Genomic DNA, 26,156 nt, shown 5'->3' with positions numbered 1-26,156 from the left:
ATAAAGCAACATATGAATAAATTACCATTAATAAACGGACAACAACACAGCTGGTCATCTATCGAAGTAAGCATTGCAGGTAATATCGTTACCGGAATTACAGCTGTAAACTACAGCGATTCAGTTTCTAAAGAAAACCATTACGGTGCCGGAGATATGCCAGTACACAGAGGTAGAGGAAAATACGAGGCAAAAGCTTCTATCACTTTATACAATTACGAAGTAGAAGCTATTTTGGCCGCTTTACCAAAAGGACAAAGATTGCAGGATATTAATCCTTTCAGCATCATTGTTAGTTACTTAGACGATAGCAATGAAGTAATTACACACACGGTAAGAAACTGCGAATTCAACTCGAACAGCAGAGGAATTAGCCAGGGAGACACTAAAATCGCGGTTTCTTTTGACTTGATTTGTTCTCACATTGAGTGGAACTAATCTCCATAAATTACTACTAAAACCATAATACCCCATTCCCAGTTTCTAAAACCGACTAAAAAGAGAAAACCATTATCAATTGCGTTATGCAAAAAAGGAGTTCAAGGAACATGATTTTTGTCTGCAAACTTATTCTACAAGCTCTTTATTAGTCCGTTTTTAGACAGGGAATCTTCTTCAAGAGGCTGCTTCGAGAATATTCAACTCCAAAACAATACCTCAGGCAGCCTCTTTTTTTATCATTCGGTCAACGAAATAATTCTCATTTCAATGACTTTATAAAACATCATTACATCAGAATTCAACTCTTCAATCATAAAAAATAAAACCGTTTTAAAATGGAAAAAACAATTTCAAAAACCGCAGATGTTCTTGACGGAAATATTACTCAGGCTCAGTTAAACCAATGGAAATACAAACACAAAAAAGTAGTCAAACTCACTATTGCAGATGATGACGAAACTACTCTATTTGCTTATTTCAAAAAACCAGATATGAGTATTCGTTCTGCCGTATTACAAGCTTCAAAAATGGACGAATTTAAAGCCCTTGAAGTACTATTCAAAAACTGCTATTTGGGCGGCGATGCCAAAATCGAACAAGAAGACGATTTACGTCTCAATATCACCACAGCATTCTCAGATCATATTCAGCCAAAACCTGTTAAAGTAGAAATACTATAATAAACACCTTTTTTGCCCTTCATAAAAACTATCCTAATGATTATTCGAAAACATAATATAGAATTAAAAGACCTTAGTACTTCTGAAATGGCAAGGTTTAGACAAATTATGCTTGGCATTTGGCGTCAGCAGATTGAGGATGACAAGAATTCTGATGAGATGTTTAAATATGCTAAAAAACAAAATATAACAACTAAGGAATCTCATAAGAATCATGATGACAATACTAAAAAACCTGAAAAAGCCAAGTTAAAGGATAAGGCTTCTACTTTAAAAAACAAGAAACAGAAAGTAAAAAAAGAAAGAGGCAGAATTTACAGCAGCTCCGGAAGATTTATTGAAGAAATTGAAAATGGAAATAAAATCTTGGTAAACACAAAGCTGGGTTTAAAGTATTTATCACAACTCGATTACAGTAAAAAAGGAACTACATATGCAGTAACAAGAATAATAACATCCGAAGCAAAAGAAATGGGTTATACAGGATGGTTTGGAGTAAAAAAAATGGACAATGAAAGCACAATCGCCCATACATCTCCCAATAAAACCAGAACTATTTTTTTTAATAGTACACAGCTTAAAAAGGGATCTTCAGATAATTTTTACGACATGAGAAACACCATACATCATGAAGGCGACAAAGTTGATGGTCACAGGAGTGAAAAACCAACAGGAAATTATAAGTTTTCACATCATGCAGCAGTATATTTAGGACAAACTAAAGCAAAAGATTTTTACAAATCATCTCAAAAAAATCAAGATCAAGCCATCACAGGGTTTATGTTAAGAGCAATTAAAGCAAAAGCAGAAGGTGAAAATGAAATTGAATTAAAAGATATGGTTAACGATTTTAACATTTTTCACAATGGATATTACAATATAGATTATTTCTTTTATGGCCAAAATTATAGTAATTTTACAATATATAATCTTAAAACTAATACAAGTATCCATTTTGAAAAAGACAAAATTTATGACGAGATTAAAGACAAAAAGCCTGAGGATTAATTGGATATTTTTTTTTCTACTTTTACTAACATCATGTCAGGAAAATAAAAAAAATATTTTAATTTTTCAAAAAAATAATAGTTTTTTATGCTATAATGTTTTTACAAAAAATGCAAATCTTGCAACAACAGGACATACATACATCTTCAGAAATAATGGAGATTTTTATCAATTTGAATATCAAAAAAACACAAAAGAAGAAATCAGAATTAATGAAAACACAGGCTTTTTCAAACCACTAATATGGAAAATGAAAGGTGACTCTATTCTTATAGATAATGTTTATTATAAAGCAATTTCGAAAGTAAAAGGCGAAATTATTTTATCAAAAAAAAATTATGACACTTTAGTTTTAAAAGAAATAAAAAATAAAATTAACATAGAATTCTTTGAAAGAAAAGACACTTATATTTATACAACAGATAAAAAAGGTGATACTATTAAAAAAAATCGTTTGTTAAATCTTTAAATTTCATCACATCAATTAAACCAATTACTTAAAAAAGTTAATTAAAATTTAATCCTCAAACACCTGTTTTTCTAAAGTAGAAAAACAGGTGTTTTTTTGTATTTTATTTTTCTTTTTTCCTCAAAAACAAAGTCAGAAGAAATACAAAAAAACACTACTGAAACTACTGATTTACAACTTCATAATACTTTTAAAACACTTTGTTTTGGTGTATTTTTACAGTGTAATTAAAAGCACTTATTTTATCAAGATTGCGATCACAAAAACTGAACATCTTCAGGATTTATTTAAGGTATTCTTTTAGTCTTAAATAAATTTCACAACACAATAAATCTTATCGAATATTAAAAATTCTGACTGTTTTCAAACAATCAGAAAGGCTTTTTATTCTCTAAACCTGAAATCTTAATAAATACAAATATGGATCAAACAACAAAAAAACACATTGATTTGCTTCATCCTTCGGTTAGGGAAGAAGTTACTAAAATCATCGAGGAATGCGATCTTGCCTTAACCGGACGGGCTAAGGTTCGCATTACGCAAAGTCTCAGAACTTTTCAGGAACAAGAAGATCTTTATGCTTTTGGCAGAACCAAACCAGGAAAAAAAGTGACGAATGCCAAAGGAGGACAATCTATTCACAATTATGGTTTTGCGGTAGACATTTGTCTGATTATAGATGGCAAAACAGCTTCCTGGGATACCGCAAAAGACTGGGATGGTGACCAAATTTCGGACTGGCAGGAATGTGTCGAAATTTTCAAGAAACACAACTGGAATTGGGGCGGAGACTGGAAAACTTTTAAAGATCTTCCGCACTTTGACAAAAAAGGATACAGCGACTGGAAAGTACTCAGTAAACTAAAACGTGACAGAAAAAACTATGTAATCTTATACAAATAAACAGATGAAACATTTAAAATTAAAACACCTACTATTTTTTATTGCAATCAGTTTTGTTTTTTCTTCTTGCAACTCTACAAGAACTGCCCTATTCGATCAATATTCATACGAAAAAACGATTGAGCTAAAGGTAGAAGCCGATAAATTAATCAGTAAGGCCACTACTCCCTACTCTGCTAACCAGGAAGAAATTGAAAAATTATTTCTAAACGTTGAAAAATTGGTCGAATATGAAAAAAACAAACCCAATAACGAAATCACTTTTGAAATGTTGAAGATGCTGAATGATAAAGACAAAAATCTTTTAGCCGGTTTCTTTAAACATTGGCAGACAAAAGGAGTTGTCTCAAAATCATTTTTGGAAGAATCAAAAAAACAAATCTTAACAGCTTTTGATTTACTTATACAATATGAAATTAAAAAAGACAAACAATCAAAAGAAGAACTTCTGGATTTAATAAACCTTAATACTTAAAATTATGGACAAAGATAAAGTGATAGAAAACTTAAAAAGGGAACTAAAAGCAATTATCGCAAACAGCTATAAGGATATCAAACCTCAGCTAGAAAAAGACTTAGCTGCTTTTTTTCAAACTTCTACAGAAAAACTGGAACGCTGGATTCTTCTTTTTTCATCTGGCGATTTAACTGAAGAAGAATTCGAATGGCTTTTAAAAAGTCAACTAGACTTAACCGTACTGCAAGCATTGCAAACTGCCGGAATATCAAAAATAAAACTGAATACCATTAAAAATAATATTATAAAAGTGATTATTCAAATTATTACCAGCCTGATTATTCCTGCAGTTTAAAATACTTTTTCAACCAAAAAAAGCATCAAAAAACAAACTGTAAAATGAGTTTTACAACTTACTGAAACTACTGATTACTAAGCTTTAAAATCTTGATTAAGGCGTAAGCAAAGCTTATTTTTACAGTATCAAATAAAACATCGTCTTTTGGATATGGCGCGCAGATTCAAGAGGGATTTTAATTAATAAAACAATAAATAATAACGACATATGAAAGATTTTATCATAGATGACGACTTGTTAATTACAAATGGAGATTTCGCTATTAAAGAGGCAGATCAGCAAAATATAGAACATCTATTGTTAAGCCAGAAAGGAAGTTATAAAGAGTTTCCTATTCTTGGAGTAGGAATAAAAAAATACATCAACAGCCCGGATACAACCTCCAGGCTAAGACTAGAAAACGAAATAGATAAACAATTATCGTATGACAATTTTTATGTAAAAACATTAGATGTCAACGATTTAAAAAACATTAGAATCGATGGAAACTATTAAACCACAAGAAAACCAAAACATTTTTGACATCTCTTTACAGGAATATGGAAGTATCGAAAAAGTATTCGATATTCTGGAAGACAATGATCAATTTAACCTTACAGATGACATTTCTGTTTACGAAGATTTAAAAATTGGCCGCGAAGCCTTTAAAAAGGATATTGTAGAATATTACAATGCCCGAAATTTAAAACCTGCAACTGCGATTACAGACGAAGAACAATATTTATTGGATAACTTTTCCGGAATTGATTACATGATTATCGAAGATGATTTTATCATTTATTAGTCCTTCACTACAATTACCAAAAATACGGGTTATAACTGACACCTATTTTTTTAGAAATCTCTAAAAAGAAAACTACGCTCCTGTAGTATTTACAAAAAACATAAACAATTATCTATAAGCATTTTATACATGTCTTACAGGTTAATCTATAGTAAAAATTTAAAATATGGCACGTACAATTGCTGAAATACAGAACGAAATTCTGATTGAAAAGGGGAAACAAACCTCTCTAAACGGCTTAACAGAATCAAAAGCTGCGATTTGGAAACTTTGGATCAATATAGTCGCTACTGCGATTTGGATTCACGAAAAAATAGTCGAAAAAAATGCCTTGATATCAAGACCGCATACGCTAAACTGGTATCGCGAACAGGCTTTGAATTTTCATTACGGAATGCCGATAGATACGGATTCAAGCAACGGAATATCGTTAGATCCGGATTCAAGCAATCGAATGTCGCTGATCTGGAAAGAAGGTTCGTATCAGTTTGATACCTCAAAACTTTCAGAAACACAAATTGAAGAAGCTAAAATAATCAAACATTGTGCGGTAAGCGAAATAGATTTAGAAACAGTGCTTGATCCCAACAAAAAACCAGAAGAAATATTCTCAGATTATTTTCATAATAAAGTTGGAGTTGTTTTTATAAAAGTAGCTACTGTAAAAGGTGATAAAATTTCGAGAATCGATGTACCAAATGAACTCTTTGCTTTTAAGGAATATATTGCCAAAATAAAAGACGCAGGAAATCATGTATTTATCACATCAGATCAGGGTGATGTTCTAAAATTACATTTGAATGTATACATCGATCCTTTGACTATTTATATCGACCCAAAGGACATTGAATACTATCAGCTAAAAAGTTTAAATAGGCTTTTATCAGACAAGGAAAAAATAAAACTGGCAGAGTACGAATTGGCATTATTAACAGATCCTTTAAATGAAAAAAATGGCTCATTAATAGTCGATGAAGAAGAATTTCCGGTAATAAATACTGTTAGAGAACATTTGAAAAACATTGAATTCAATGGTGCTTTTGTCAAAACATATCTCGTTGATGCCATTCAAAAAGCAGAAGGAGTTAAAATTCCTATCCTGACCAAGGTTCAGACTTCTGTGGCAAAAAATCCAAATGATGCTCAGAATCCTACACTTACTGATGCAACCAATATCGAATATTTTATTCCAAAAGCCGGTTATTTTGATATGGATACCCTAGAGTTTGAGGTAAACTATATTCCTTACACATTTTACAGAGATAAACAATAGCCTAATATATATACAATGAACAAATACACTGTTTTAAAATGGGAAAAGCTCTTGTTATGGCTCGTCCCTCCTATCCTTAGAAAAAAAACTCATATTGACTGGCTCGATGTTTTACTGACTCCGCTTCATACAATTTACGAAGAGATTCTTTATAAAATGCAGCATACAGGTCAGGTCATTTATCTGGAAAAAGTATTGAACGAAACTTTTAATCCGGACAAAAATTACAATCCGAATGCAAGCACAAGACAAAAAAGATCAGACGGGTTAATTTATATAGACGAATCGGTTAAACCTACCATACAATATGTGTACCTGCACAAAGAGTATTACGAACCAAAGATTTTAAAAAATGGCACTTTCGTGGATGGACCTTTAATGATTCCGCAATTAGAAGTATATACGCATGAGGAATATAAAAAAAACAAAAACAATAAACCTGTTTACCTGGCCCATCGTAAAGATTATACTCAAATAAATTATGCCAATTTCAGAGTATTTATACCTGAAAATCTAATTGCAAATAGAACTATACTTAGTCAGCCAAAGAAAGAAGGAATTGTATCAAATACAGAAGCTATTAATGTAACAGACAAGAAATACAACGATCTTCTTAACTTTTATAAACTCGCAGGAAAGAGTTATGAAACCTATTCTTATTCAGAAAAAGATTAAAATAAAACCTGAAATAAAAAATAGGATTATTCTAAACCCAAGAAAAAAAATAAAAACAACAGACATTTAAATACATCAAAATGAAACAAGTAAATTTTACTCATCCAGGAGGTTTTCCTCTCGAACAAGAAACTCTGGAAAGACTTCAAACCGCTTACAGATCTGAATTATTTGGAGCTTTAAAAAGTCATTTAGGCATCGAGCCCGGCAAAAACTATATCATAGCTCATGCAACAAAAACAGCAACCGGTTGGGCGATCATCCATCAGGACGGAGAAATAGAAGGAATATTATATTCTATTAAAAAAGAGGATAATACCGGCTACCTAAAAACTACCAGAACAGGCACAAATCTAACATACGGAAACGGAGAATCTCAAACTGCTTATTTTGATTATGAAGCACAGTACATCAGTGACACAGATTACGCAAATCGTCCTGCATCTCCTCCCATCACTGATGCATTGGCTGTACATTATTATGATTTGAGTAATCCTGTTTTTATAGTCATCAAAGATATTCAAGAGATTGAAAGAATTATTCAGATAATTGAAGCAAACATCAATTCAATTAAAACAGATATTAGTAGTAACTATCTTCCTCTTAAAGGATCAAAGGCAATGGAGGGGGATCTGAATTTGGGCTCTTATCAATTATCAAAATTAGATATAAGCGAAAGTGGTTTCGCAACTGTAAGAGCAGCTGATTTCAGATTAGGATCAATAGACAGAAAAGGAAAACTAAACCCTGCAGATCCTACAGGAAGAGCTTTAGTAGATAGTAGTGACGAAACAACTACAAGCCTTTCTTTAAATTATAAATCTGATTGGACTAATACCAATATTGGAGGAAAAGTATATTTAAACAATATCAGTTCATCCAATTCTACGGGTTCTCTATTAGTTGTAGACAGTTCAAATCAGGTTATTAAAAGTAATACGTTAATCGAGTCTCTTATTAAACGCATCACAGATCTAGAAGAAAAACCTGCAACAGCAGTACCAAAAGGAATGATTGCTCTTTGGGGCAAACCTGCTCCTTTTCCTGAAGGTTGGGAAGAATATGTACCATTAAGAGGTAGAATGCCTGTTGGATTGAATATATTTGACTCTGAATTTTCGACATTAGGTGACCAAGGAGGAAATAAAAATAAAAAATTAACAATTGACGAAATTCCTACAATAAGTCCAATAAATGGTACGGTATTAAAAAAAGGAGGCACTTGGGGAGGTAATTCAGGTTTAACAATTGGAGATTATGGGAATAGCGATTATGCCGAAGGAGAATTAATAAAACCTTTTGGAGGTGATATGCCTTTCTCAATATTAAACCCCTATAGAGTTGTTCATTTTATAGAATATACAGGCCGTTCTCTTGCCACAACTGCATTAACAACACCTCCAAATTTAAGAGCAGAAAAAGTAGGTGCTACATTTGTTGATTTATCTTGGACACCAACATATAATGATGTAGGTATTACTAATTATTTGGTCTATAAAAACGATATTTTATTTGCAACGACAAACAATGCACGATTATTTACTGTTAATGGATTATCCAGAGTTAGCTCTTATAATTTCCATGTTATAGCCCGAGATGCTGCAGGAAACTTATCAGCCCCAAGTAATGTTGTAAGAGAAAGAACTAACTTATTTTAAAATACCTATTTATAATAACAATCTTTTGGGGCATAAAAGCCCCAAAAGATTATTCATAAAAAGACCTCAAACCTACAAAAACCACAATCATGTACAAATTTTCAGAATATTCGAATGAATTAAAACTACTGCTTTACGCCATTTTTATTTATTTAGAAATGGACACAGGAATTGTCAAAGTACTGTTTTACTTAATGGTAATGGATACCTTTCTTGGCATCATAAAAACCATTGTACTAAACAACAAATTCAGTTTTAAAAAATTAGCTTTAGGATTCGTTTCCAAGTTAGCCGTATTGCTAATACCAACAGCTTTGGCTTTGATGAGTAAGGGACTTGATTATGACTTCAATTGGTTTGTTACCATAGTAATGGATTTACTTATAGTAAGCGATGGTATTTCGATCATCAGCAATATTATTGCTATAAAAACAAAAAAAGAAGTGGAAAATTTCGATGCCATGACTCTGATTCTTAAGTCAATCCGAAATCGTTTAATACAACTTTTCAAAAGGCTACTTATTACAATTGACCCAAAATATCATATAGAAAAATAAATACTTCATTCTATCATTATATATTCCAAAAAAAGGGAAGAGCCTGATGCAAATCCCTTTAGTTTTAGTTTTTATTAAACCCTATTTCTCCTTATAAATCAAATACTGCTTTCTCATTTTTTTAAATTCCTGCAAACCTTCTTTCCAGCTGTTTCTTATTTCCTGTTCTGAAATTCCTGCTTCGATTTGCTGTTGCAGTTTTTCATTTCCTGCGCGAATAGAGAATTTTCTTTTATCGAAAAATTTAGATTTATCTTCCGTAGTTTGGTAAGCTTTAATCAGCCATTTAATTTCGAGTTTATTAATTCTCGGTATTGCCGATAAATCTTCTCCATTACATTCTACACCATTATACAAAGGATCTTTGTCTCCAAAATTGGGTTTTGGCGTAAATGCAAAATCACTTTTTGGTAAATAAGGCGAACCATAAATCTGAAATTGTTTTTCGGTTCCGCGTCCCATACTTACATTCGTTCCTTCAAAAAGGCACAAACTCACATATAAATTAATCGACTGATCGTTTGGTAAATTTGGCGAAGGACGAACCGGCAAACTATACGTCATGTTTCTGTTATAATTCAAACACGGAATAACAGTCAGTTTGCATTGAATGCCGTCTTTCAGCCACTTTTGTCCATTGATCATTTTGGCTTCTTCCCCCAAAGTCATTCCGTGAAGCAAAGGCGTTGGATGCATTCCTATTCCACTTTTAAAAGCAATATCCAAAACCGGACCGTCTACAATCGCAATATTCGGATTTGGACGATCTAATACAATTAGCGGAATATTATTTTCGGCGCAAGCCTCCATAATTCTATGCATCGTAGAAACGTAGGTATACAAACGTGTTCCTACATCCTGCAAATCAAAAACCATGATATCAATATCTTTCAGTTGCTCTGGAGTTGGTTTATTGTTTTTACCGTAAAGAGAAGTTATAGATAAACCTGTTTTTGAATCAATTTCATCAGATACATGTTCGCCAGCATCAGCAGTACCTCTAAAACCGTGCTCCGGTGCAAAAATCGTTTTGATTTTTATATTTTTCTGAACCAAAAAATCAACCAAATGAGTTTTCGAATCGATAATTCCGGTTTGGTTGGTGACAATACCAATTATTTTTCCTTTTAATAAAGGCAAATAAGCATTATAATTTTCTGCTCCTGTTTTTATTTTTTGCGCAAAAGATACTGTTGTAATTAGTACACATAGTATAGTTAGTCTTTTCATAAGGTTTATTATTTTTTTTTTTGGCATTAATTTTTCACGCAGATTCTACAGATTAAGGCAGATTTAATTTTTAATCTGTGTATATTTGTTTAAATCTGCGTAAAACAAAAATCATATTAATCCTTTATCCCGATAGCTATCGGGAGTGGATAAATATTCTCTCGCAGATTTAACAGATTCAGCAGATTTTTTTAATCTGTGTTTATCTGTTTAAATCTGCCAAATCTGCGTGAAACAAAAATCATTTTAATCCTCTAATCTGTGGCTAATTTTTTAGCTCGCAGATTAAGCAAATCAACACAGAATATAATTCAAATTAAATCTGCCAGAATCTGCCAGAATCTGCAAAATCTGCGTGAAACAAAAATCATGTTAATCCTTTATCCCGATAGCTATCGGGAGTGGATAAATTTCGCCTGACGATTTATCAAATTTAATTCGTGGAAATTAGTGTAATTAGTGGCAAACCTTTTTTAATTATTAATTTGCCTCCAAATTTTGGCACTAAAATCATCTTTATACATTAATCTGTTTGTTCTCGTTGGATTTACGCGATTCGTCAGAATGATTAAAAACCTGTTAGTATTAGGATTCATAAAGAAAAAAGTTCCTGTAAAACCAGTATGTCCAAAATCATTTTTTTTGTAAAATTCATCCGGTTTACGTTTATCAAAACCAAGTCCGCGGTAAATTCCTTTTTTTACCAAAGGCGATTTTGTAAATTCTTTTACCACTTTTGACTTTAGAATTTGTTTTCCGTGATATTTGCCATTGTTCAAAAGCATTTGGCAAATTACTGATATCGATTGTGCGTTCGCAAATAAACCTGCATTTCCTGAAACTCCTCCCAAAATAGCCGCTGCTTCATCGTGAACATAACCTTTGATCGTATCTTTTCTGAAAAAATGATCAATTTCGGTTGGCATCACATTTTCCTCCGAAGTCCATTTTAGCGGATTGTATCCAATTTTCGAAATCCCCAATTCGCTGTAAATTTCTTTAGCCAATTGATCGAGTTTCTGCCCTGTTTTTGTCTCTATGATTTGTTGTACCAAAAGCAAATTGAGATCGCTATACAAATATTTACCACGTTCATGTGTATTGGCAACAGCAATTTTCCTGTAAACTGTTTTGTAAAATTCAGGATTGATCCACATATTTTTATAGACCTGAACGTAATGATCTTTAGGTTCGAAAGAAAGGTAGTTTGAATCGTAAACAATATTTTTATTTACATACATCGTATCAAACAAATCCGGATAATTCTCAGATTGCTGATTGCTTAACAAAGGCGATCCGTCAGGCGTAGAAAGCAAACTTTGATAAAAAGTAATACTTGGCGTTAATCCTGATGTGTGCGTTAATAATTCAAAAACAGTTAAATCAGCAATAGCCGTGTTTTTATAGAAAGGAACAATTTCGCCCAATTTATCATCTACATTTATTTTATCCTCACCCACCAAACGCATGGTTACCAGTGTTGCGCCCAAAACCTTAGACATAGAAGCCAAATCGTACACGTCATCTGTTTTTACTAATTCCTTTTTTGAGTAATCATGATAACCATAATTTTTCAAGATAAAAACAGAATCTTTACTGCCCACAATAATTTGTGCTCCCGGAAAAAATCCTTTTCCTAAGGCATTATTCATCATCGAATCGATGAAAACTTCATTTTGCTTTGTATCAAAAGACTTATTCGATTTTTTAAGCGACTGGCAACTTATCCCTAAAAAGATCAAAAAGACCAGTACGATTCTAACTCCTATTTTTTTCATTGGTTTATGGATTAATTCTTAAATCCTGAGCTGCCATCAAAGGTTCGTTGTTGGTGGCCGTTATCATAATCTTAACTGCTTTTACAGGCTGTTTTGGATAAATGGATGCATTTCCGTAATCAAAACTATCTCCTTTTTCAAAGTCGACACCGTTGTATGAATATTCGACATGACCATCATTGACAATAAATCTCGGGTGATGCGGAATCCCAGTCAATACATCAATTTTTGAGGAAACAACAGGATTGGTAAAAGTGTATAAAATCCAGTCGCCATTTGCGCAGGCAACATCGGTACGTAAATACGTTTCTATGTTATAATCTTCTAATTTTGAAATTGGAAATTTAGGATTCTCCGCCATCGATGAGGTTACTTTTACTTCTGGCTCTAAATAAGGAGAACAATTAAAATTTACCTTCGCCGAAGATGCTGTAGCTTCTTTATTATCCACCACAAAATCCAAACGATAGGTATTTTTTTCGTTGTAATTTTCAATCACAAATCGCAAACGGGGTTTTGATTTCAGTGTTTTTTCTTCTGCATAAGTTTGTATCAATTGATCATTTTCAAAAAGTGAAACAGATCTGATACTTCCATTCGCACTTGCATCAGTTGTTGGATCAAAAGTGAGGTACCAAATTCCTTTTTTATCTACATTTTCTGAAATATTTTCTGAAATGTTTACAACCTCAATTTTAGAAGTATTCCAGTTGGCAACCGGTAATTTCTCTACTTTTACAGCAGGACTAGCCACATCTTCATTAAAGAAAGTACGGAACATATATTGCTCGTATTCTTTGGTCTGAATTGGATTGGTATACAAAGGCGATTGTCTTGTAGGTTCATTTCCTTGGGCATCATAACGCACAACAGCTCCTTCATAAGGCGGAGTCACGGTAATAGTTCCGCTTTTGTAAATTGCCGTTGGCGGAAAATCCCTAAAAGCAATTCCCATATTGGCCAAACGCTTTAAATGACTGTGTGTTAATCTTCCGTAAAAATCATCCCAGTTTTTATCTTCTTTCTTCGTCCATCCAATTTCTGATAATGCAGCAATTCTAGGGTAACTTTGGTACTCCATAATTCTTGCTGGACGATCCAGATATTCGCTCCATAAAGCGCCCTGAACGCCTTTTATCAGTTTTTGCTGTTCAGGTGTTAACTCATTCTCCGGAATTGGCTCAAACGAATACGCTCTTTTGGTATCTGTAATGGCTGCCCAGCGATGCCCGCGTTCATTTTCAGATTGTGCCATATCAAAATACGTATATTGTCCCGGCATCATAATGGTTTCATGTCCTTTTTTAGCCGATTCAATTCCGTAGCTTATTCCCTGCCAAGCACTAATTAAAGTGTTTGGATTTATTTCTCCGCCTTTTAAAATTTCATTCCAGCCATTTGTTTTTTTATGATATTTATCCACAATGGTTTGAACTCTTCTAAAGAAATAATTCTGAAGCTGAAAACTATCTGTAAATCCTTCTTTCGCCATCAAAGCCTGGCATTTTGGACAATGTTCCCAGTTGGCACGATTGACTTCGTCTCCTGCAATATGAATATATTCAAAAGGAAAAATTCCCGAAACTTCTCTAATAATCGAATCTAAAATTTGGTAGTTTTCTTCACGTCCTACACACCAAACATTTTTTACTTCACCCTGAACACTTTTAAGTTCCTGCGTTATAGCACAACCAATCTCCGGATATGCTGCTGTTACCGCACGCGAATGTCCCGGAATTTCAATTTCGGGCATTACAGCAATCCCTCTGGCAGATGCATACGCAACCACTTCCTTCATATCTTCCTGAGTGTAAAAACCTCCATAACGTTTGTTTCCAGAACCGTACGATGGCAATAACACTTCGCCCGGTCCTCTCCAGGCTCCTTTTGCGGTCAAATCCGGCATCGATTTTATTTCTGCTCTCCAGCCGTTATCATCGGTAAGGTGCCAGTGAAAAACATTCATTTTATGCGCTGCCAGCCAATCGATATAATTTTCAACCGTTTGTTTGTCAAAAAATTGTCTCGAACAATCGAGCATCATTCCGCGCCAGTCAAAACGAGGATAATCTTCGATTTTTACAAACGGAATTGCACCTTTTTTTACGTCTTTTGCAGAGCTGATTTGTAGTAAAGTCTGAAAACCGTTCAGTACACCATTTGGCGTTTTTCCTTTTACTAAAACTCCTTTTTTATTGACAGTCAACTGATACCCATCATTTGGAAGACTCATTTTTTCATCTACCAAAAGTGCTATTGTATTTTTTTCCTGTTTATTTCCGTTAACAACCGATGCCGTAATTCCTGTAATTTTAAAAAAATCACTTGCAATATAAAGGGTACTTTTTTCTATTTTTTTGTCAATAATAATCTTCGGCGATGAAGGAATTATAAACACTTTATCTTTTTGTTCTATTTTTACAGGCCTCGGGATTATATCCAGTTGCTGAGCCTGTATCGTATTCAGCGAACTCAGGAAAATGGCGATTAGTAAAATACTTTTTTTCATCTTTTTAAACTTTTGTTTTATTAAAATTGTATCGGACTGCTCTCCGTTTGTGTATTACTCAAGGCGGTAATGGCGTAGGTATATTGCTGCAAATTAGCGTTCGGAACCTCTAATTTTGTTGCTGTTGTTACATAATAAATGTTCTCCGGATTAGAGAAATCGGTTATTTTTGATTTAGGAAATCTGTAAATCACATATTTTTGATTGTTTACACCAGCTTTCCATGTCAGAACTGCGGTGCCGCCTTTTTGAGCAATCGAAGCATTTACAGGTGGTTGAGGTTTTACTCTTGTAACCCTGTTGGCTTCGGGCGTTAGGGCGATGTATTTATATTGTTTTTCCATAAGAGGTTTTCTCAGCGTATCTCCTTTTTTTAGAAAATTGGTTGCTGTAAAATGCATCGAACCATCAAGCAAAGGCATTGTACGAATCATTTCTATTTGTTTCACAATCTGATCCGGACTTCTCCACTCTACTTCTTTTGCCGTTTTCGAAAGCTTATAAACTCCATGACCTATATAAACATTGGCTCCATATTTGTGCGCTGCCCACCATTTTGCCAAAACTTCAAAATTAGCCCTGTCAAAACCAATGTGCCAGTACAATTGTGGCGTAACATAATCGATCCAGTTTTCTTTTTGCCATTTCAAAATATTGGCATACAAATCGTCATAATTGGTTGCTCCGGCCACAGTATTTGAACCTTGCGAATCTTTGGCAATATTTCGCCATACTCCAAAAGGCGAAATTCCAAATTCTACATCTGGTTTATTCGCAATGATGGTATCGCGTATTTGCTTGATGATCAAATCGACATTATCTCTTCTCCAATCGTCTTTGTCTTTAAACTGGCGAGGCTCTTTGGCGAAAGCCGCCTGATCAGGAAATTCCTGTCCTGCAATTTTATAAGGATAAAAATAATCATCCATATGAATGGCCTGAATATTATAATTACGGACTATTTCGCCTACTACAGAAGCTACAAAATCTCTTGTTTTTCTATATCCCGGATTAAAATATCTTGTTTTTCCGTAAGTAAGAAACAGTTCCGGTTTCTTAAAAAACAAATGATTTTTTGAAAGCACTTCGTTCGTCGTATCTTTTTGCACACGATACGGATTAAGCCAAACGTGAACACTCATTCCGCGTTTTCCGGCTTCATCAATCATTAATTGCAACGGATCAAAACCCGGGGCAACTCCCTGTTTTCCTGTAATCCAGTGCGATGCAGGTTCTTTCGTCGATTTGTAATAAGCATCTGCAGTAGGACGAATTTGAAAAACGACGGTATTCAGATTATAAGATCGTAAATTATCCAAAATCGTAATCATTTCGTTCTTCATTTCTTTGTCTGACAAACCAGGTTTCGACGGCCAGTCGATATTGTCTACTGTCGATATCCAGGCAGCACGCATTTCTCTTTTTGCTGGTTGCTGACTGAAGATATTGGTTTGAAACAGCAGTATCAGAATTAAAAATTTTAAACTTTTCATAAGTACTATTTTTGGTTAGTTAATATAGTTTTGTGGTTTTTGGAAGAGAAATTAACTTAGAAATCCCCTTCAATATGTCATTTCGATTGCTAATAATAAATCTTTTTTTTAGGAGCTAATCCCGCTATTCGTTCCAATCTTTTGTGCCGAACACCGGCACAAAAGGATTTCCTCTTCTATCGGGGCTAGGACAATCATTTTCATAATAATATTTTAGTTTAGTTTGTTATTTAATTAATTTCCTAAGCCTCTTTTCTCACGCAGATCTAGCAGATTCAATTCGTGCAATTCGCAGCGAAAAAATCATTATAATCCTCTTATACCGATAGCTATCGGGAGTGGCCAACTTTTTTCTCTCGCAGATTTAGCAGATTCAATTCGTGGAAATTCGTGCAATTCGTGGCGAAAAATCATTTTAATCCTCCCAATCTGTGGCTAAGAAAAATACCTAACAGGTTTAAAAAACCTGTTAGGATAACTAACTACATAACTACTCTAATAAATAAATACCGCCTTCTATAAGCGATGTCCAAACTTTTCCCTGATCGTCAACCGAAAAGCCATTTACACTGGAACTTCCTAAATTGATTTGTTTTATAATTTCAAATTTATCGGCATCCACAACAACAACTTCACCTTTTCGGCTGCCTGTATATATTTTCTTTTTATTTTCTAATATTCCTGCAGGATTGTGTTCGTACCCTAGCTTTAGATCTAAAACTTTGCTTTGGTTCACCAAATTTTCTTCCGTCAGTTCCAGTTCATCATTAAGTGGTAATCTTAAAAGTTCACCTTCCATTGTTTTGGCATAAAACCATTTTCCGTCCTGACTTTTCCCCATCGATTCCCTTACTTTCCATTTCGAAGTTCTTAAAAGTATTTTGCCGCTTTCTATTTCTAAAATCGTCAGAAAACGTTCAGGAGTAACCAAATAAAGTCGGTTTTTTGATGCCGCCATATTCACGTTTCCGGCTGAATATAAAACTTGTTTATTATTACCATTATTCCATTTCCAAATAAGTGTTCCCGTATTTTTATTCAAACAATACACATTGGTATCCCATGCACCAAAAATAATTTTATCACCATGTATCAAAGGAGTTCCTTGTGAATAAGACTCAGGTAATTTATTTTGCCAAAGCATTTTTCCGCTAACAGCATCGATACAAACAAAAGTGGTAGAACTTGCTGTGTAAAGTTTATTATTTTCGACAATTGGCGAACCTACCAAAACACCTCCAACAGGAATATTCCATTTTTGATTGCCGGATTGTGTATCAAATCCCAGTATATTCCCTTCGATTGTACCAATAATAAGGTTGTTTTTTACCACTGTTGGAGAAAAATAAATGGCATTTCCGGTTTCTTTTTTCCAGTTAAGTACTTTATTTTTCAAATTAACCGATTGTATCTCACCAATAGAATTAGCGAAAAAAAGGCTTTCTTTATCAAAAGAAGGAACACTATAAATAGAGGCAATATCTTTTACAAAAGGAGAAATGTCTGTCCCTGAATCTTTTGGAATTTCAATTTTTGAAGGTGTTGACGGAACCGAAAATTTAAAAACGCCTGGTTGATCAATTTGTTTCTGATAAATACGAATACTGTCTTTACTGATAATTACTTCGTTGTAACTTTTGGTTTTACCATCACGAGAGGTAATCGATGCGCCCATAATTCCGCTTAAACCGGAGAAATCATATTTTTTTAAAGTATGTCCGTGACCACAAAAACTGGCGACAGTAGGATATTTTTCTAAAACCTGAAGTACTTCTTTATAATTACTTACGCTATTATCTAAAGGGTAATGTGCAAAATTCAGGACTTTTTTATTGTTGCCTTTAAGACTGTCTTTTAAGGTTTTATCTAGCCAAAGCACATCTTCGTGTTTTACAAAACCATCTCCCATTTTCATATAAGGACCACACGGAAACCCGATGAAAAGATATTCTCCTTTCGAAAATACAAAGCGATCGCTGCCCCATATTTTTTTATAGGTTAAACCGGCACTTTCGCTCCAGTTGGTTTCGTGATTTCCTGAAATAACGTAATAAGGGATTTTTAAATTCGAAAGAATCGAATGAACATTTTTGAGTTCGTCATCGGCACCGCGATTGGTTAAATCTCCGGTTACCACCACAAATTCATTATCAGATGTATTGATTTCTTTTATAATATTCTGCAACAAAAAGTCATTTTCATTTCCCGGAGAAACATGTAAATCTGTAAGTTGTACGAATTTTATAATTCCTGATTTTTCTATTTTTTGACTAAAGCCAGACGCAATTATAAAGATTAATAATATTTTGGAAAATAGATATTTCATTGCGCTGTTTTTAAATTATTAAACTATTGTTTAAGTTATTTTGTGGTTACGTTATGTTAGACGCACTGCTGTGCGCCTCTACGATATATCTTGTGTTCTTTTTTTTACGCAGATTCAATTTGTGAAATTTGTGGTAAAAAAATCATTTTAATCTTTTATCCCGATAGCTATCAGGAATGTTAGACGCACTGCTGTGCGTCTCTACAATATATATTGTGTTCTTTTTTTTACGCAGATTCAGCAGATTTATTTGTAAAAATTTGTGAAATTCGTGGCAAAAAAATCATTTTAATCCTTCTAATTTGTGGCTAACCTTTTCTCTCGCAGATTTGGCAGATTTAGCAGATTTAATTCGTGAAAATTTGTGCAATTTGCGGCGAAAAAAAACTTTTTAATCTGTGGCGAAAAAAATACCTAACAGGTTTAAAAAACCTGTTAGGATAGGTAACCAAACCAATTTTTATGTATTGCTAATGTGTGAATTGCAAAACATAATTTCTTATTTCAATTTGTTTTCTTTGAAAAAATTATCAAAAAATAACAATTGAAATTTTAAGGAATTCTCCCAATATTCAATATTGTGTTTTCCCGGACGTTCTATATAATCGTGATTTATTTTTAGAGCCAGCATTTTATTATGAAGTTCTCGGTTTACATCCATAAAAAAATCATCTACACCGCAATCGATAATCAGTTTTAGTTTGTTGTCTTTTACCAGTTCAAGCATATTGGTAACGGTATTTTTCTCCCAATTTTCAGGAAACTCCGTCATCGTTCCAAGACGTTTTTTGATATCCCAGTTTTCAGGAAACGGACGAATATCGACTCCACCGCTCATACTTCCTGCTGCTCCAAATACATCCTGATGTCTAAAGGATAAATACAAAGCGCCGTGTCCGCCCATACTAAGACCTGATATTGCTCTGCCTTCGCGGCTTGCAATTGTTTTGTAATTTTTATCTACAAAAGGAACTAATTCCTTTATTACATAAGTTTCGTACTTAAAAGTTGGATCTATCGGACTATCAAAATACCAGCTTGAAAAATTACCATCGACACCAATTACTATAAAACCATATTGATCGACCTGTTTCCCAACATCTTTAAAGTCTTTTGCCCAGCTGGCATAATTGCCGCTGTAACCATGAAGCAAATAAACAACCGGAAATTTTTTATTGCTTTTTTTATAATCATCAGGCGTTATGACGCAGGTTTTTATGTTCTTATTCATCGAAGGACTAAAAACCTGAATCGTATCTATTTTAGCTGCTTTCGCAGAAAAAAATACGAACATCAGAAGTAATGTACAGATTGCTTTTTTCATAAAATCTTGTTTTAATTATTATGTCAAAATAAGTATCTTTTTTTTACCATTAAGATATTAAGTTCATAAAGCCTTAAATTACTTAATCTCTTAATGGTAAAAAGAAAATTAAGCTTCATTTAAAATTCGTAAAATTATCTTAAACAATCTCTTAAAATAGTGACCGGATGCATGGCTTTTCTATTCGTTCCGTCAAAAATCTGATGGCGGCAGCTTGTTCCCGCAGCGGCAATTGCTGTTGTGGCTTCGGTGGTACGAATTTTTGGAAACAGCGTATCCTCGCCCATTTGCATACTAATTTCGTAATGCTCTTTTTCGTAACCAAATGAACCTGCCATACCGCAACAACCAGAATTGTAAATGGTAACCGAACTGTTTTTGGGCAAATTCAGCATCGCAAACGAAGCCTCAATAGTACTTAATGACTTTTGATGGCAATGTCCGTGAATTTTTATTGTTTTCTCTGTATCCGAAAATTGTCCCGAATGAATTTTCCCGTTTGTTATTTCTCTTTTAAAGAATTCTTCGATCGTAAAGGTATTTTTTGATAATTTTTCGGCACCTTCTTTATCATAGGCCAATCGAATGTATTCATCTCTAAAAGTTAATATTGCCGAAGGTTCTATTCCGATTAATGGCATATTTTCAGCAATTAAATCTTTGAAAATAGCCACATTTTTATTGGCAATATCCTGCGCTTCTTCCAGAAAACCTTTCGATATAAAAGCTCTTCCGCTTTCTTCGTGATCTACTATAAGTACTTCGTAACCTATTTTGGTCAGTAATTCATAAGCATCAATCCCTACCGAAACATCATAATAATTGGTAAATTCATCACAAAAAAGATAAACTTTTCCGTTTTCGAAAGTATTATTTGCAACTGATTTTTTATTTTTTTCGTACCATTTTCTAAAAGTTGTCGGCGCTAATAAAGGTACTTGTCTTTTGGGTGCGATTCCCATACTTTTTTTAACCAAAGGCAAATTGGCAACAAAATTGGTCATAGATGGCGCGATGCTTCCTAACTTATTGAGTTTTGAATTGAAAGCAAAGATTTTATTTCGAACAGAAAACCCATTTGCTTTTTGATATTGGTACAAAAACTCCGATTTTAAAGTCGCTACATCAACATTACTTGGACATTCGCTGGCACAAGCTTTACAGCTTACGCACAACTCGAATACTTTATACAATTCTTCATGGTCGAATTTATTGTCTTTTTCAGAATGCGTTAGATATTCTCTCAACGCATTGGCTCTGGCGCGAGTGGTATCTTTCTCGTTTCGTGTGGCGCGGTAACTCGGACACAAAGTTCCCCCTGCCGATGGCAATTTCCTGCAATCGCCTGAACCATTGCATTTTTCGGCAGCGCGTAAAATTCCCATACTGTCTGAGAAATCCTGAATTGTTTTTATATCCGGTTCTATTCTTCCTGCTTCAAAACGAAGATTTTCATCCATTTTAGAAGCATTTACAATTTTTCCAACGTTTAAAATAGTATCAGGATCAAATGCTTTTTTTATTCGTTTTAGCAGTTCATAATTTTTATCACCAATCATAAAAGGCAGAAACTCGCCTCGCAAAATTCCGTCACCATGTTCACCGCTTAACGAACCTTTGTATTTTTTTACCAAATGAGCGACTTCCGTGGAAATATTTCTAAACTGGTGTAATCCCTCTTTAGTTTTTAAATTGATCTTCGGACGTAAATGCAGCTCTCCGGCTCCGGCATGTGCATAATAAATGGCGCTTTGTCCGTGTCTTTCCATCATGGCAGCAAAATCGGCAATATAATTGGGTAAATCGCTTAGTTCAACCGCTGTATCTTCAATAGAATCGGCTGCTTTATCATCGCCAACAATACTTCCTAAAAGTCCCAAACCTGCTTTTCGAACTTCATTTACTTTATCAATATCGGCACCGTAAATTTTAGGCAAAGCATATCCAAAATTATTAGCTTCAAGATCTTTAATCAAAGCATCGGCTTGCAATTCGGCATCTTCCATGCTAATATGCGATCCTACTTCAAGCATAATAACCGCTTTTGGTTCTCCCACAATAAAAAATCGGTTTTTAGATTGTTCCCTATTGGTTTTTGTACAATCTAAAATAGTATCATCCATCATTTCGCAGGTGTACAAATGATGTTTCATTGCTACAACGACAGCTTCTAAACTTTCCTGAATGGTATGAAAATGCGCCACAACCATAATGTTGTTTGTTGGCGGTAAATCGTCTACTTTTAAGGTAATTTCTGTAGTAAATGCCAGAGTTCCTTCGCTTCCGCAAAGTAATTTCCCTAAATTGATGGTATTTTCTGTTCCCGAAAATAATTCTGATTTTAATAAGGCATCAATGGCATAACCTGTATTTCGTCTGTGAATTTCAGGTTTTGGAAACTCCCTGTTAATTTCTTCCTGATTTTCTTTGTTCGAAAGTTCCTCGTAAATCGTTTTGTAAATTTTACTTTCTAAAGAATCTCCTTTTGTCTTTTCGATAAACTCTTCCGAAGTCAAATCTTTAAATACCGCAAGACTTCCGTCACTTAAAACCGCTTTTATCTCCACAATTTTATCTCGGGTAACACCATAACGTATTGATGTTGTTCCAGATGAATTATTCCCAACCATTCCCCCAATCATACATCGATTTGTTGTTGAGGTAGTTGGACTAAAAAATAAACCGTGTGGTTTTAAATACAAATTCAGCTCATCGCGAATTACGCCGGGCTGCACTGTTATGGTTTTCTTTTCGGCATCAAAAGCAACAATTTTTGTAAAATGTTTAGAGACATCTACGATTATTCCGTTTCCCACCGTTTGTCCGGCCAAAGATGTTCCGGCTGTTCTGGGTGTTATCGAAATATTGTTTTTTGCCGCAAAGCGAATAATCTTAGCAATATCTTCTACTGATTTTGGAATTGCAACTGCTTCAGGCATAATTCTATACGCAGAAGCATCTGTAGCATATAATTTCTTATAAAGCTCATCGTAAAAAAGAGTTCCCTCTAATGAATCTGAAAGTTGCTGTAATGGGAGAAGACTGGACATTTTATTGGTTGGTTTGCTTTTGGTTGGTAATTTGAAATAGGTAACCTTAATTTTATTATGCAAATATTTTTAAACACATAGGAACATAGCCCATGAAACTTATTAAAAGGCGTTTCACTAATTTAAATACACATAGTTTGTATGTGAAAAAATTATAATTTTCTTAAATACTCTTTTGTTTTTTGTTTAAATCTATGTTTCTATGTGTTTAAAAAAAAATAGATATTAATAATCAAAACGTTTGAATGCTTCGATTGCTTCGTATTCTGCCAATCCTAAATCATCGTATAAAATTGCAGTGTTTTTGTTACGGTCTTCGGCTCTCACCCAGAATTCCCTGGAGTCGTTTCCTTGAAACATTACTCGGTCTTTTTGGGATTGATGGTATAAAATGGCGCTGCGTTTTAGCAATACTTCAGATGGAGAAAGCGGAACGGCCATATCAATTTCATGAATGTCCCATTCGTGCCAAGCTCCTCTGTACAACCATAACCAGCAATCATCCATGTATTTTTCTGATTTTAGCTCTTTCATAGCAGCAAAAATCGCGTTTAGACAAACTTCGTGCGTTCCGTGTGGGTCTGCCAAATCTCCTGCGGCAAATACCTGATGAGGTTTTATTTTTGCGATAATATCTTTTACAATGGCAATATCTTCAGGACCTAACGGATTTTTCTTTACCTGTCCTGTTTCGTAAAACGGAAGATCTAAAAAGTGTGTATTTTCATCTTTTAAACCTATATATCTTGTAGCGGCATAAGATTCTCTTCTTCGGATTAATCCTTTTAATTTTCGAACTTCAAGAGAATCAATTTGATTTTCGGATTTACTATTCAGAAAATCAATCACCGATTTAAAGTTGATTCCGCTTGCATCATCACCAATAAAATCTTTGGCAACCTCGGCAAATTTTAATGCTTCGTCATCTGTAACCGCTATATTTCCTGAAGTTTGATATACAACATGTACATCGTGACCTTGTTTTATTAGTTTTGAAAAAGTTCCTCCCATAGAAATCACATCATCATCAGGATGCGGACTAAAAAGAATTACTCGTTTTTTTGCAGGATTGGCTCTTTCCGGACGATGAGAATCATCAGTATTTGGTTTTCCACCCGGCCATCCTGTAATGGTATGTTGCAAAACATTGAACATATTAATATTCAAATCATAGGCAGAACCTTCCTGAGCTAAAAGATCCGACATTCCGTTGTTGTTGTAATCTCTGTCGGTCAGTTTTAATATTGATTGTTTTGTTTCTCTGCAAAGCCAAACAATTGCTTTGCTTTTTAATTCCTGCGTCCACGTACATCCGCCCACTAACCATGGTGTTTCAAATCGGGTTAATTCAGATGCAGAAAATTGGTCTAATACAAAAGTAGCATTAGTATGATTTTGCAAAAAAGTAGCAGGAACATCCGACGTTATTTCGCCCTGAATTGTTCTTTTTATAATAGACGCTTTATTTTGTCCCCACGCCATTAGTACAATTCTTTTAGATCTAAGAATTGTCGAAACTCCCATTGTGATGGCTCTTTTAGGTACATTGTCGATTCCGTTAAAATCAGATGAAGCATCGACTCTTGTAATATGATCCAGTGTAATAATTCTGGTTCCTGAATTGATGTGAGATCCCGGTTCATTGAAACCTACGTGACCGGTACGCCCAATTCCTAAAAGCTGAAAATCAAGTCCTCCTGCTTCTTTTATTTTCAATTCGTAATCAACGCAATATTGGTTCAGTTCTTCGATCGCAACAGTTCCGTCAGGGATGTTTACATTTTCCGGCTTAATATCGATGTGATTAAAAAGATATTGATGCATGAAGTAATGGTAGCTCTGACGGTTCTCTTTGGTCATTGGATAATATTCATCCAGATTAAAAGAGATGACATTGTAAAAACTAAGACCATCTTCTTTGTGCATGCGCACCAATTCTTCGTATACTTTTATAGGTGATGATCCTGTGGCAAGTCCTAAAACACAAGATTCATTGTTGGCTTGTTTTGAACGGATTAATTCGGCTATTTCCTGAGCAACCATTTTTGAACCCTGAACAGAATTTTCAAAAATCACGTTATGATTTTTTTCAAATCGGGTTTCTTCAAATTTCCCGGGAATGTCGTAAGCCAAAGAAGTATTCGTTTTCATAATATATCTAAGTTAAAAAATTAGTTTTAACAAATATAGATACAAAAAACAGAACAAATACATTATTTTGCGTTATTTAACAAAATAAAATTCAAATAACGCAAAATAACGCAAAAAATACTGATTGAATTTTAAACTATAGGATAAAAACGCCCGATTTCTTATATTCTTCCAGCTTTAAATCATTAGGATCTAATTCGGTTACTATCGTATCCAAAAGATTCAAATCGCAAACAACATGAGGCATCTTCGTATTTAGTTTATCTGAAGAAAACATAGACACAACCCTATCAGAAGCCTCTATCATGGCTTTTTTGACAATTGAGATCTCATATCCAATCTCGGTTAAGCCTTGTTTTATATTAATACTGCTGGCACCTATAAAACAAATATCCGCTTTAATTTTAGAAACAACCTGAATCACATCCATACCAATTGTTACCATTGCATTTTTCTGCATTTTGCCACCAATAAATATTAAGTCGATATTGGGATGCTGAGATAATTGCATGGCGATTGGCAAACTATACGTATATATTGTAGCTTTTAAGTCTGAAGGAATCAACTTTGCGAAAACTAAATTAGTGCTTCCACCACTCATTATAATAACCTGTCCGTCATGTAATAAAGACAGTGCTTTTGTCACGATCTTTTTCTTTTCATCTTCGGCAGCTATATCAATATTAAAAATATCAACGGATTTTTCCGAAACCTGCACAGCACCGCCATATACCTTTTCCAGTAGCTTTTTGCTGTCTAATTCGTTTAAATCACGTCTAATTGTATCTTCTGATAAATCTAGAGCCAAAGCCAAATCTGTTGTGACAACTTTCTGTTCTTCAATCAGCTTAGTCATTATATATTTATGTCTTTCGGCTTTCAGCATTTTCTTAAAAAGTTAAAATTCAGGACAAATATATCAAATATTTCAATTGAATAGCAGGACTTTTGTAGGAAACTGCAATAGTTTGCAGAATTCTATACAATATTATAAAGCAGAAAGATTTTACATATTAAATATGCGTTATTTTG

General features: G+C 34.0%; 22 protein-coding genes. 13 read left to right on the top strand and 9 right to left on the bottom strand.

What is annotated here, in order from left to right; all coding sequences use genetic code 11:
- Positions 1–12: 12 nt before the first annotated feature.
- The 13 genes from ACIDC4_RS07555 (at position 13) to ACIDC4_RS07495 (ending at position 9,263) form a co-directional block, all read left to right on the top strand.
- Positions 13–438 (top strand): hypothetical protein, encoded by a 426-nt coding sequence (locus ACIDC4_RS07555; RefSeq protein WP_008461938.1) that lies wholly within the window; start codon positions 13–15, stop codon positions 436–438.
- A 338-nt stretch (positions 439–776) separates the two neighbouring features.
- Positions 777–1,121 (top strand): hypothetical protein, encoded by a 345-nt coding sequence (locus tag ACIDC4_RS07550; RefSeq protein WP_065450603.1) that lies wholly within the window; start codon positions 777–779, stop codon positions 1,119–1,121.
- Positions 1,122–1,157: 36 nt separating this feature from the next.
- Positions 1,158–2,129, top strand: a complete 972-nt coding sequence (locus ACIDC4_RS07545) for a hypothetical protein (RefSeq protein WP_412042584.1) — start codon at positions 1,158–1,160, stop codon at positions 2,127–2,129.
- Positions 2,077–2,598 carry a hypothetical protein gene (locus ACIDC4_RS07540; RefSeq protein ID WP_412042585.1) on the top strand — a complete coding sequence of 174 codons (522 nt, stop codon included), beginning with the start codon at positions 2,077–2,079 and terminating at the stop codon, positions 2,596–2,598. The genes ACIDC4_RS07545 and ACIDC4_RS07540 overlap by 53 nt, the downstream gene beginning before the upstream one ends.
- 420 nt (positions 2,599–3,018) lie before the next feature.
- Positions 3,019–3,501 (top strand): M15 family metallopeptidase, encoded by a 483-nt coding sequence (locus ACIDC4_RS07535; RefSeq protein WP_395432833.1) that lies wholly within the window; start codon positions 3,019–3,021, stop codon positions 3,499–3,501.
- Positions 3,502–3,505: 4 nt separating this feature from the next.
- Complete coding sequence (locus ACIDC4_RS07530) at positions 3,506–3,976, top strand: hypothetical protein (RefSeq protein ID WP_412042586.1); 471 nt, start codon at positions 3,506–3,508, stop codon at positions 3,974–3,976.
- A 4-nt stretch (positions 3,977–3,980) separates the two neighbouring features.
- Positions 3,981–4,313 (top strand): hypothetical protein, encoded by a 333-nt coding sequence (locus ACIDC4_RS07525; RefSeq protein ID WP_412042587.1) that lies wholly within the window; start codon positions 3,981–3,983, stop codon positions 4,311–4,313.
- 210 nt (positions 4,314–4,523) lie between these two features.
- Entirely contained in the window at positions 4,524–4,811 is a 288-nt protein-coding gene (locus ACIDC4_RS07520) for a hypothetical protein (protein ID WP_412042588.1), read from the top strand.
- Entirely contained in the window at positions 4,798–5,100 is a 303-nt protein-coding gene (locus tag ACIDC4_RS07515; protein ID WP_412042589.1) for a hypothetical protein, read from the top strand. The genes ACIDC4_RS07520 and ACIDC4_RS07515 overlap by 14 nt, the downstream gene beginning before the upstream one ends.
- A gap of 166 nt (positions 5,101–5,266) precedes the next feature.
- A complete protein-coding gene (locus ACIDC4_RS07510) occupies positions 5,267–6,373 on the top strand; it encodes a hypothetical protein (RefSeq protein WP_412042590.1) in 1,107 nt (368 codons plus the stop codon).
- Positions 6,374–6,388: 15 nt separating this feature from the next.
- Positions 6,389–7,048 carry a hypothetical protein gene (locus tag ACIDC4_RS07505; RefSeq protein ID WP_412042591.1) on the top strand — a complete coding sequence of 220 codons (660 nt, stop codon included), beginning with the start codon at positions 6,389–6,391 and terminating at the stop codon, positions 7,046–7,048.
- A gap of 80 nt (positions 7,049–7,128) precedes the next feature.
- Complete coding sequence (locus tag ACIDC4_RS07500) at positions 7,129–8,706, top strand: fibronectin type III domain-containing protein (protein ID WP_412042592.1); 1,578 nt, start codon at positions 7,129–7,131, stop codon at positions 8,704–8,706.
- A gap of 89 nt (positions 8,707–8,795) precedes the next feature.
- On the top strand, positions 8,796–9,263 hold the full coding sequence (locus ACIDC4_RS07495; RefSeq protein ID WP_412042593.1) for a phage holin family protein: 468 nt from the start codon (positions 8,796–8,798) through the stop codon (positions 9,261–9,263).
- Positions 9,264–9,344: 81 nt separating this feature from the next.
- On the opposite strand, the gene ACIDC4_RS07490 is transcribed toward ACIDC4_RS07495, so the two are convergent.
- The 9 genes from ACIDC4_RS07490 to ACIDC4_RS07450 all read right to left on the bottom strand — a co-directional run bounded on the left by ACIDC4_RS07490 (position 9,345) and on the right by ACIDC4_RS07450 (position 26,010).
- A complete protein-coding gene (locus ACIDC4_RS07490; RefSeq protein ID WP_412042594.1) occupies positions 9,345–10,493 on the bottom strand; it encodes an exo-beta-N-acetylmuramidase NamZ family protein in 1,149 nt (382 codons plus the stop codon).
- A 473-nt stretch (positions 10,494–10,966) separates the two neighbouring features.
- Positions 10,967–12,271, bottom strand: a complete 1,305-nt coding sequence (locus tag ACIDC4_RS07485) for a serine hydrolase domain-containing protein (protein WP_412042595.1) — start codon at positions 12,269–12,271, stop codon at positions 10,967–10,969.
- Positions 12,272–12,275: 4 nt separating this feature from the next.
- On the bottom strand, positions 12,276–14,780 hold the full coding sequence (locus ACIDC4_RS07480) for a beta-N-acetylhexosaminidase (protein ID WP_412042596.1): 2,505 nt from the start codon (positions 14,778–14,780) through the stop codon (positions 12,276–12,278).
- A gap of 20 nt (positions 14,781–14,800) precedes the next feature.
- Complete coding sequence (locus tag ACIDC4_RS07475; protein ID WP_412042597.1) at positions 14,801–16,273, bottom strand: glycoside hydrolase family 10-like protein; 1,473 nt, start codon at positions 16,271–16,273, stop codon at positions 14,801–14,803.
- Between the two features lie 490 nt (positions 16,274–16,763).
- On the bottom strand, positions 16,764–18,599 hold the full coding sequence (locus tag ACIDC4_RS07470) for an outer membrane protein assembly factor BamB family protein (RefSeq protein WP_412042598.1): 1,836 nt from the start codon (positions 18,597–18,599) through the stop codon (positions 16,764–16,766).
- A gap of 499 nt (positions 18,600–19,098) precedes the next feature.
- Positions 19,099–19,923 carry an alpha/beta hydrolase gene (locus tag ACIDC4_RS07465; RefSeq protein ID WP_412042599.1) on the bottom strand — a complete coding sequence of 275 codons (825 nt, stop codon included), beginning with the start codon at positions 19,921–19,923 and terminating at the stop codon, positions 19,099–19,101.
- Positions 19,924–20,057: 134 nt separating this feature from the next.
- Positions 20,058–22,973, bottom strand: coding sequence for an FAD-binding and (Fe-S)-binding domain-containing protein (locus tag ACIDC4_RS07460; protein ID WP_412042600.1), 2,916 nt, complete (start codon positions 22,971–22,973; stop codon positions 20,058–20,060).
- Positions 22,974–23,198: 225 nt separating this feature from the next.
- Positions 23,199–25,124 (bottom strand): glucosamine-6-phosphate deaminase, encoded by a 1,926-nt coding sequence (nagB, locus tag ACIDC4_RS07455; protein ID WP_412042601.1) that lies wholly within the window; start codon positions 25,122–25,124, stop codon positions 23,199–23,201.
- A gap of 136 nt (positions 25,125–25,260) precedes the next feature.
- The gene (locus ACIDC4_RS07450; protein WP_412042602.1) at positions 25,261–26,010 is read right to left on the bottom strand and encodes a DeoR/GlpR family DNA-binding transcription regulator; all 750 of its coding nucleotides are present in this window, start codon (positions 26,008–26,010) and stop codon (positions 25,261–25,263) included.
- Between the last annotated feature and the right edge of the window lie 146 nt (positions 26,011–26,156).

Origin of the sequence: Flavobacterium sp. C3NV (assembly GCF_046825355.2) — a bacterium.
GTDB lineage: Bacteria > Bacteroidota > Bacteroidia > Flavobacteriales > Flavobacteriaceae > Flavobacterium.
Note: the sequence above shows the minus strand (reverse complement) of the source record. Positions and strands in the feature narration are given on the sequence as shown.

Coding starts and splice junctions, on each gene's coding strand:
- ACIDC4_RS07520 (WP_412042588.1), top strand. CDS start 4,524: ATGAAAGATTTTATCATAGATGACGACTTGTTAATTACAAATGGAGAT.
- ACIDC4_RS07505 (WP_412042591.1), top strand. CDS start 6,389: ATGAACAAATACACTGTTTTAAAATGGGAAAAGCTCTTGTTATGGCTC.
- ACIDC4_RS07550 (WP_065450603.1), top strand. CDS start 777: ATGGAAAAAACAATTTCAAAAACCGCAGATGTTCTTGACGGAAATATT.
- ACIDC4_RS07450 (WP_412042602.1), bottom strand. CDS start 26,010: ATGCTGAAAGCCGAAAGACATAAATATATAATGACTAAGCTGATTGAA.
- ACIDC4_RS07470 (WP_412042598.1), bottom strand. CDS start 18,599: ATGAAATATCTATTTTCCAAAATATTATTAATCTTTATAATTGCGTCT.
- ACIDC4_RS07475 (WP_412042597.1), bottom strand. CDS start 16,273: ATGAAAAGTTTAAAATTTTTAATTCTGATACTGCTGTTTCAAACCAAT.
- ACIDC4_RS07530 (WP_412042586.1), top strand. CDS start 3,506: ATGAAACATTTAAAATTAAAACACCTACTATTTTTTATTGCAATCAGT.
- nagB (WP_412042601.1), bottom strand. CDS start 25,124: ATGAAAACGAATACTTCTTTGGCTTACGACATTCCCGGGAAATTTGAA.
- ACIDC4_RS07465 (WP_412042599.1), bottom strand. CDS start 19,923: ATGAAAAAAGCAATCTGTACATTACTTCTGATGTTCGTATTTTTTTCT.
- ACIDC4_RS07480 (WP_412042596.1), bottom strand. CDS start 14,780: ATGAAAAAAAGTATTTTACTAATCGCCATTTTCCTGAGTTCGCTGAAT.
- ACIDC4_RS07490 (WP_412042594.1), bottom strand. CDS start 10,493: ATGAAAAGACTAACTATACTATGTGTACTAATTACAACAGTATCTTTT.
- ACIDC4_RS07515 (WP_412042589.1), top strand. CDS start 4,798: ATGGAAACTATTAAACCACAAGAAAACCAAAACATTTTTGACATCTCT.
- ACIDC4_RS07510 (WP_412042590.1), top strand. CDS start 5,267: ATGGCACGTACAATTGCTGAAATACAGAACGAAATTCTGATTGAAAAG.
- ACIDC4_RS07535 (WP_395432833.1), top strand. CDS start 3,019: ATGGATCAAACAACAAAAAAACACATTGATTTGCTTCATCCTTCGGTT.
- ACIDC4_RS07485 (WP_412042595.1), bottom strand. CDS start 12,271: ATGAAAAAAATAGGAGTTAGAATCGTACTGGTCTTTTTGATCTTTTTA.
- ACIDC4_RS07545 (WP_412042584.1), top strand. CDS start 1,158: ATGATTATTCGAAAACATAATATAGAATTAAAAGACCTTAGTACTTCT.
- ACIDC4_RS07500 (WP_412042592.1), top strand. CDS start 7,129: ATGAAACAAGTAAATTTTACTCATCCAGGAGGTTTTCCTCTCGAACAA.
- ACIDC4_RS07495 (WP_412042593.1), top strand. CDS start 8,796: ATGTACAAATTTTCAGAATATTCGAATGAATTAAAACTACTGCTTTAC.
- ACIDC4_RS07460 (WP_412042600.1), bottom strand. CDS start 22,973: ATGTCCAGTCTTCTCCCATTACAGCAACTTTCAGATTCATTAGAGGGA.
- ACIDC4_RS07555 (WP_008461938.1), top strand. CDS start 13: ATGAATAAATTACCATTAATAAACGGACAACAACACAGCTGGTCATCT.
- ACIDC4_RS07525 (WP_412042587.1), top strand. CDS start 3,981: ATGGACAAAGATAAAGTGATAGAAAACTTAAAAAGGGAACTAAAAGCA.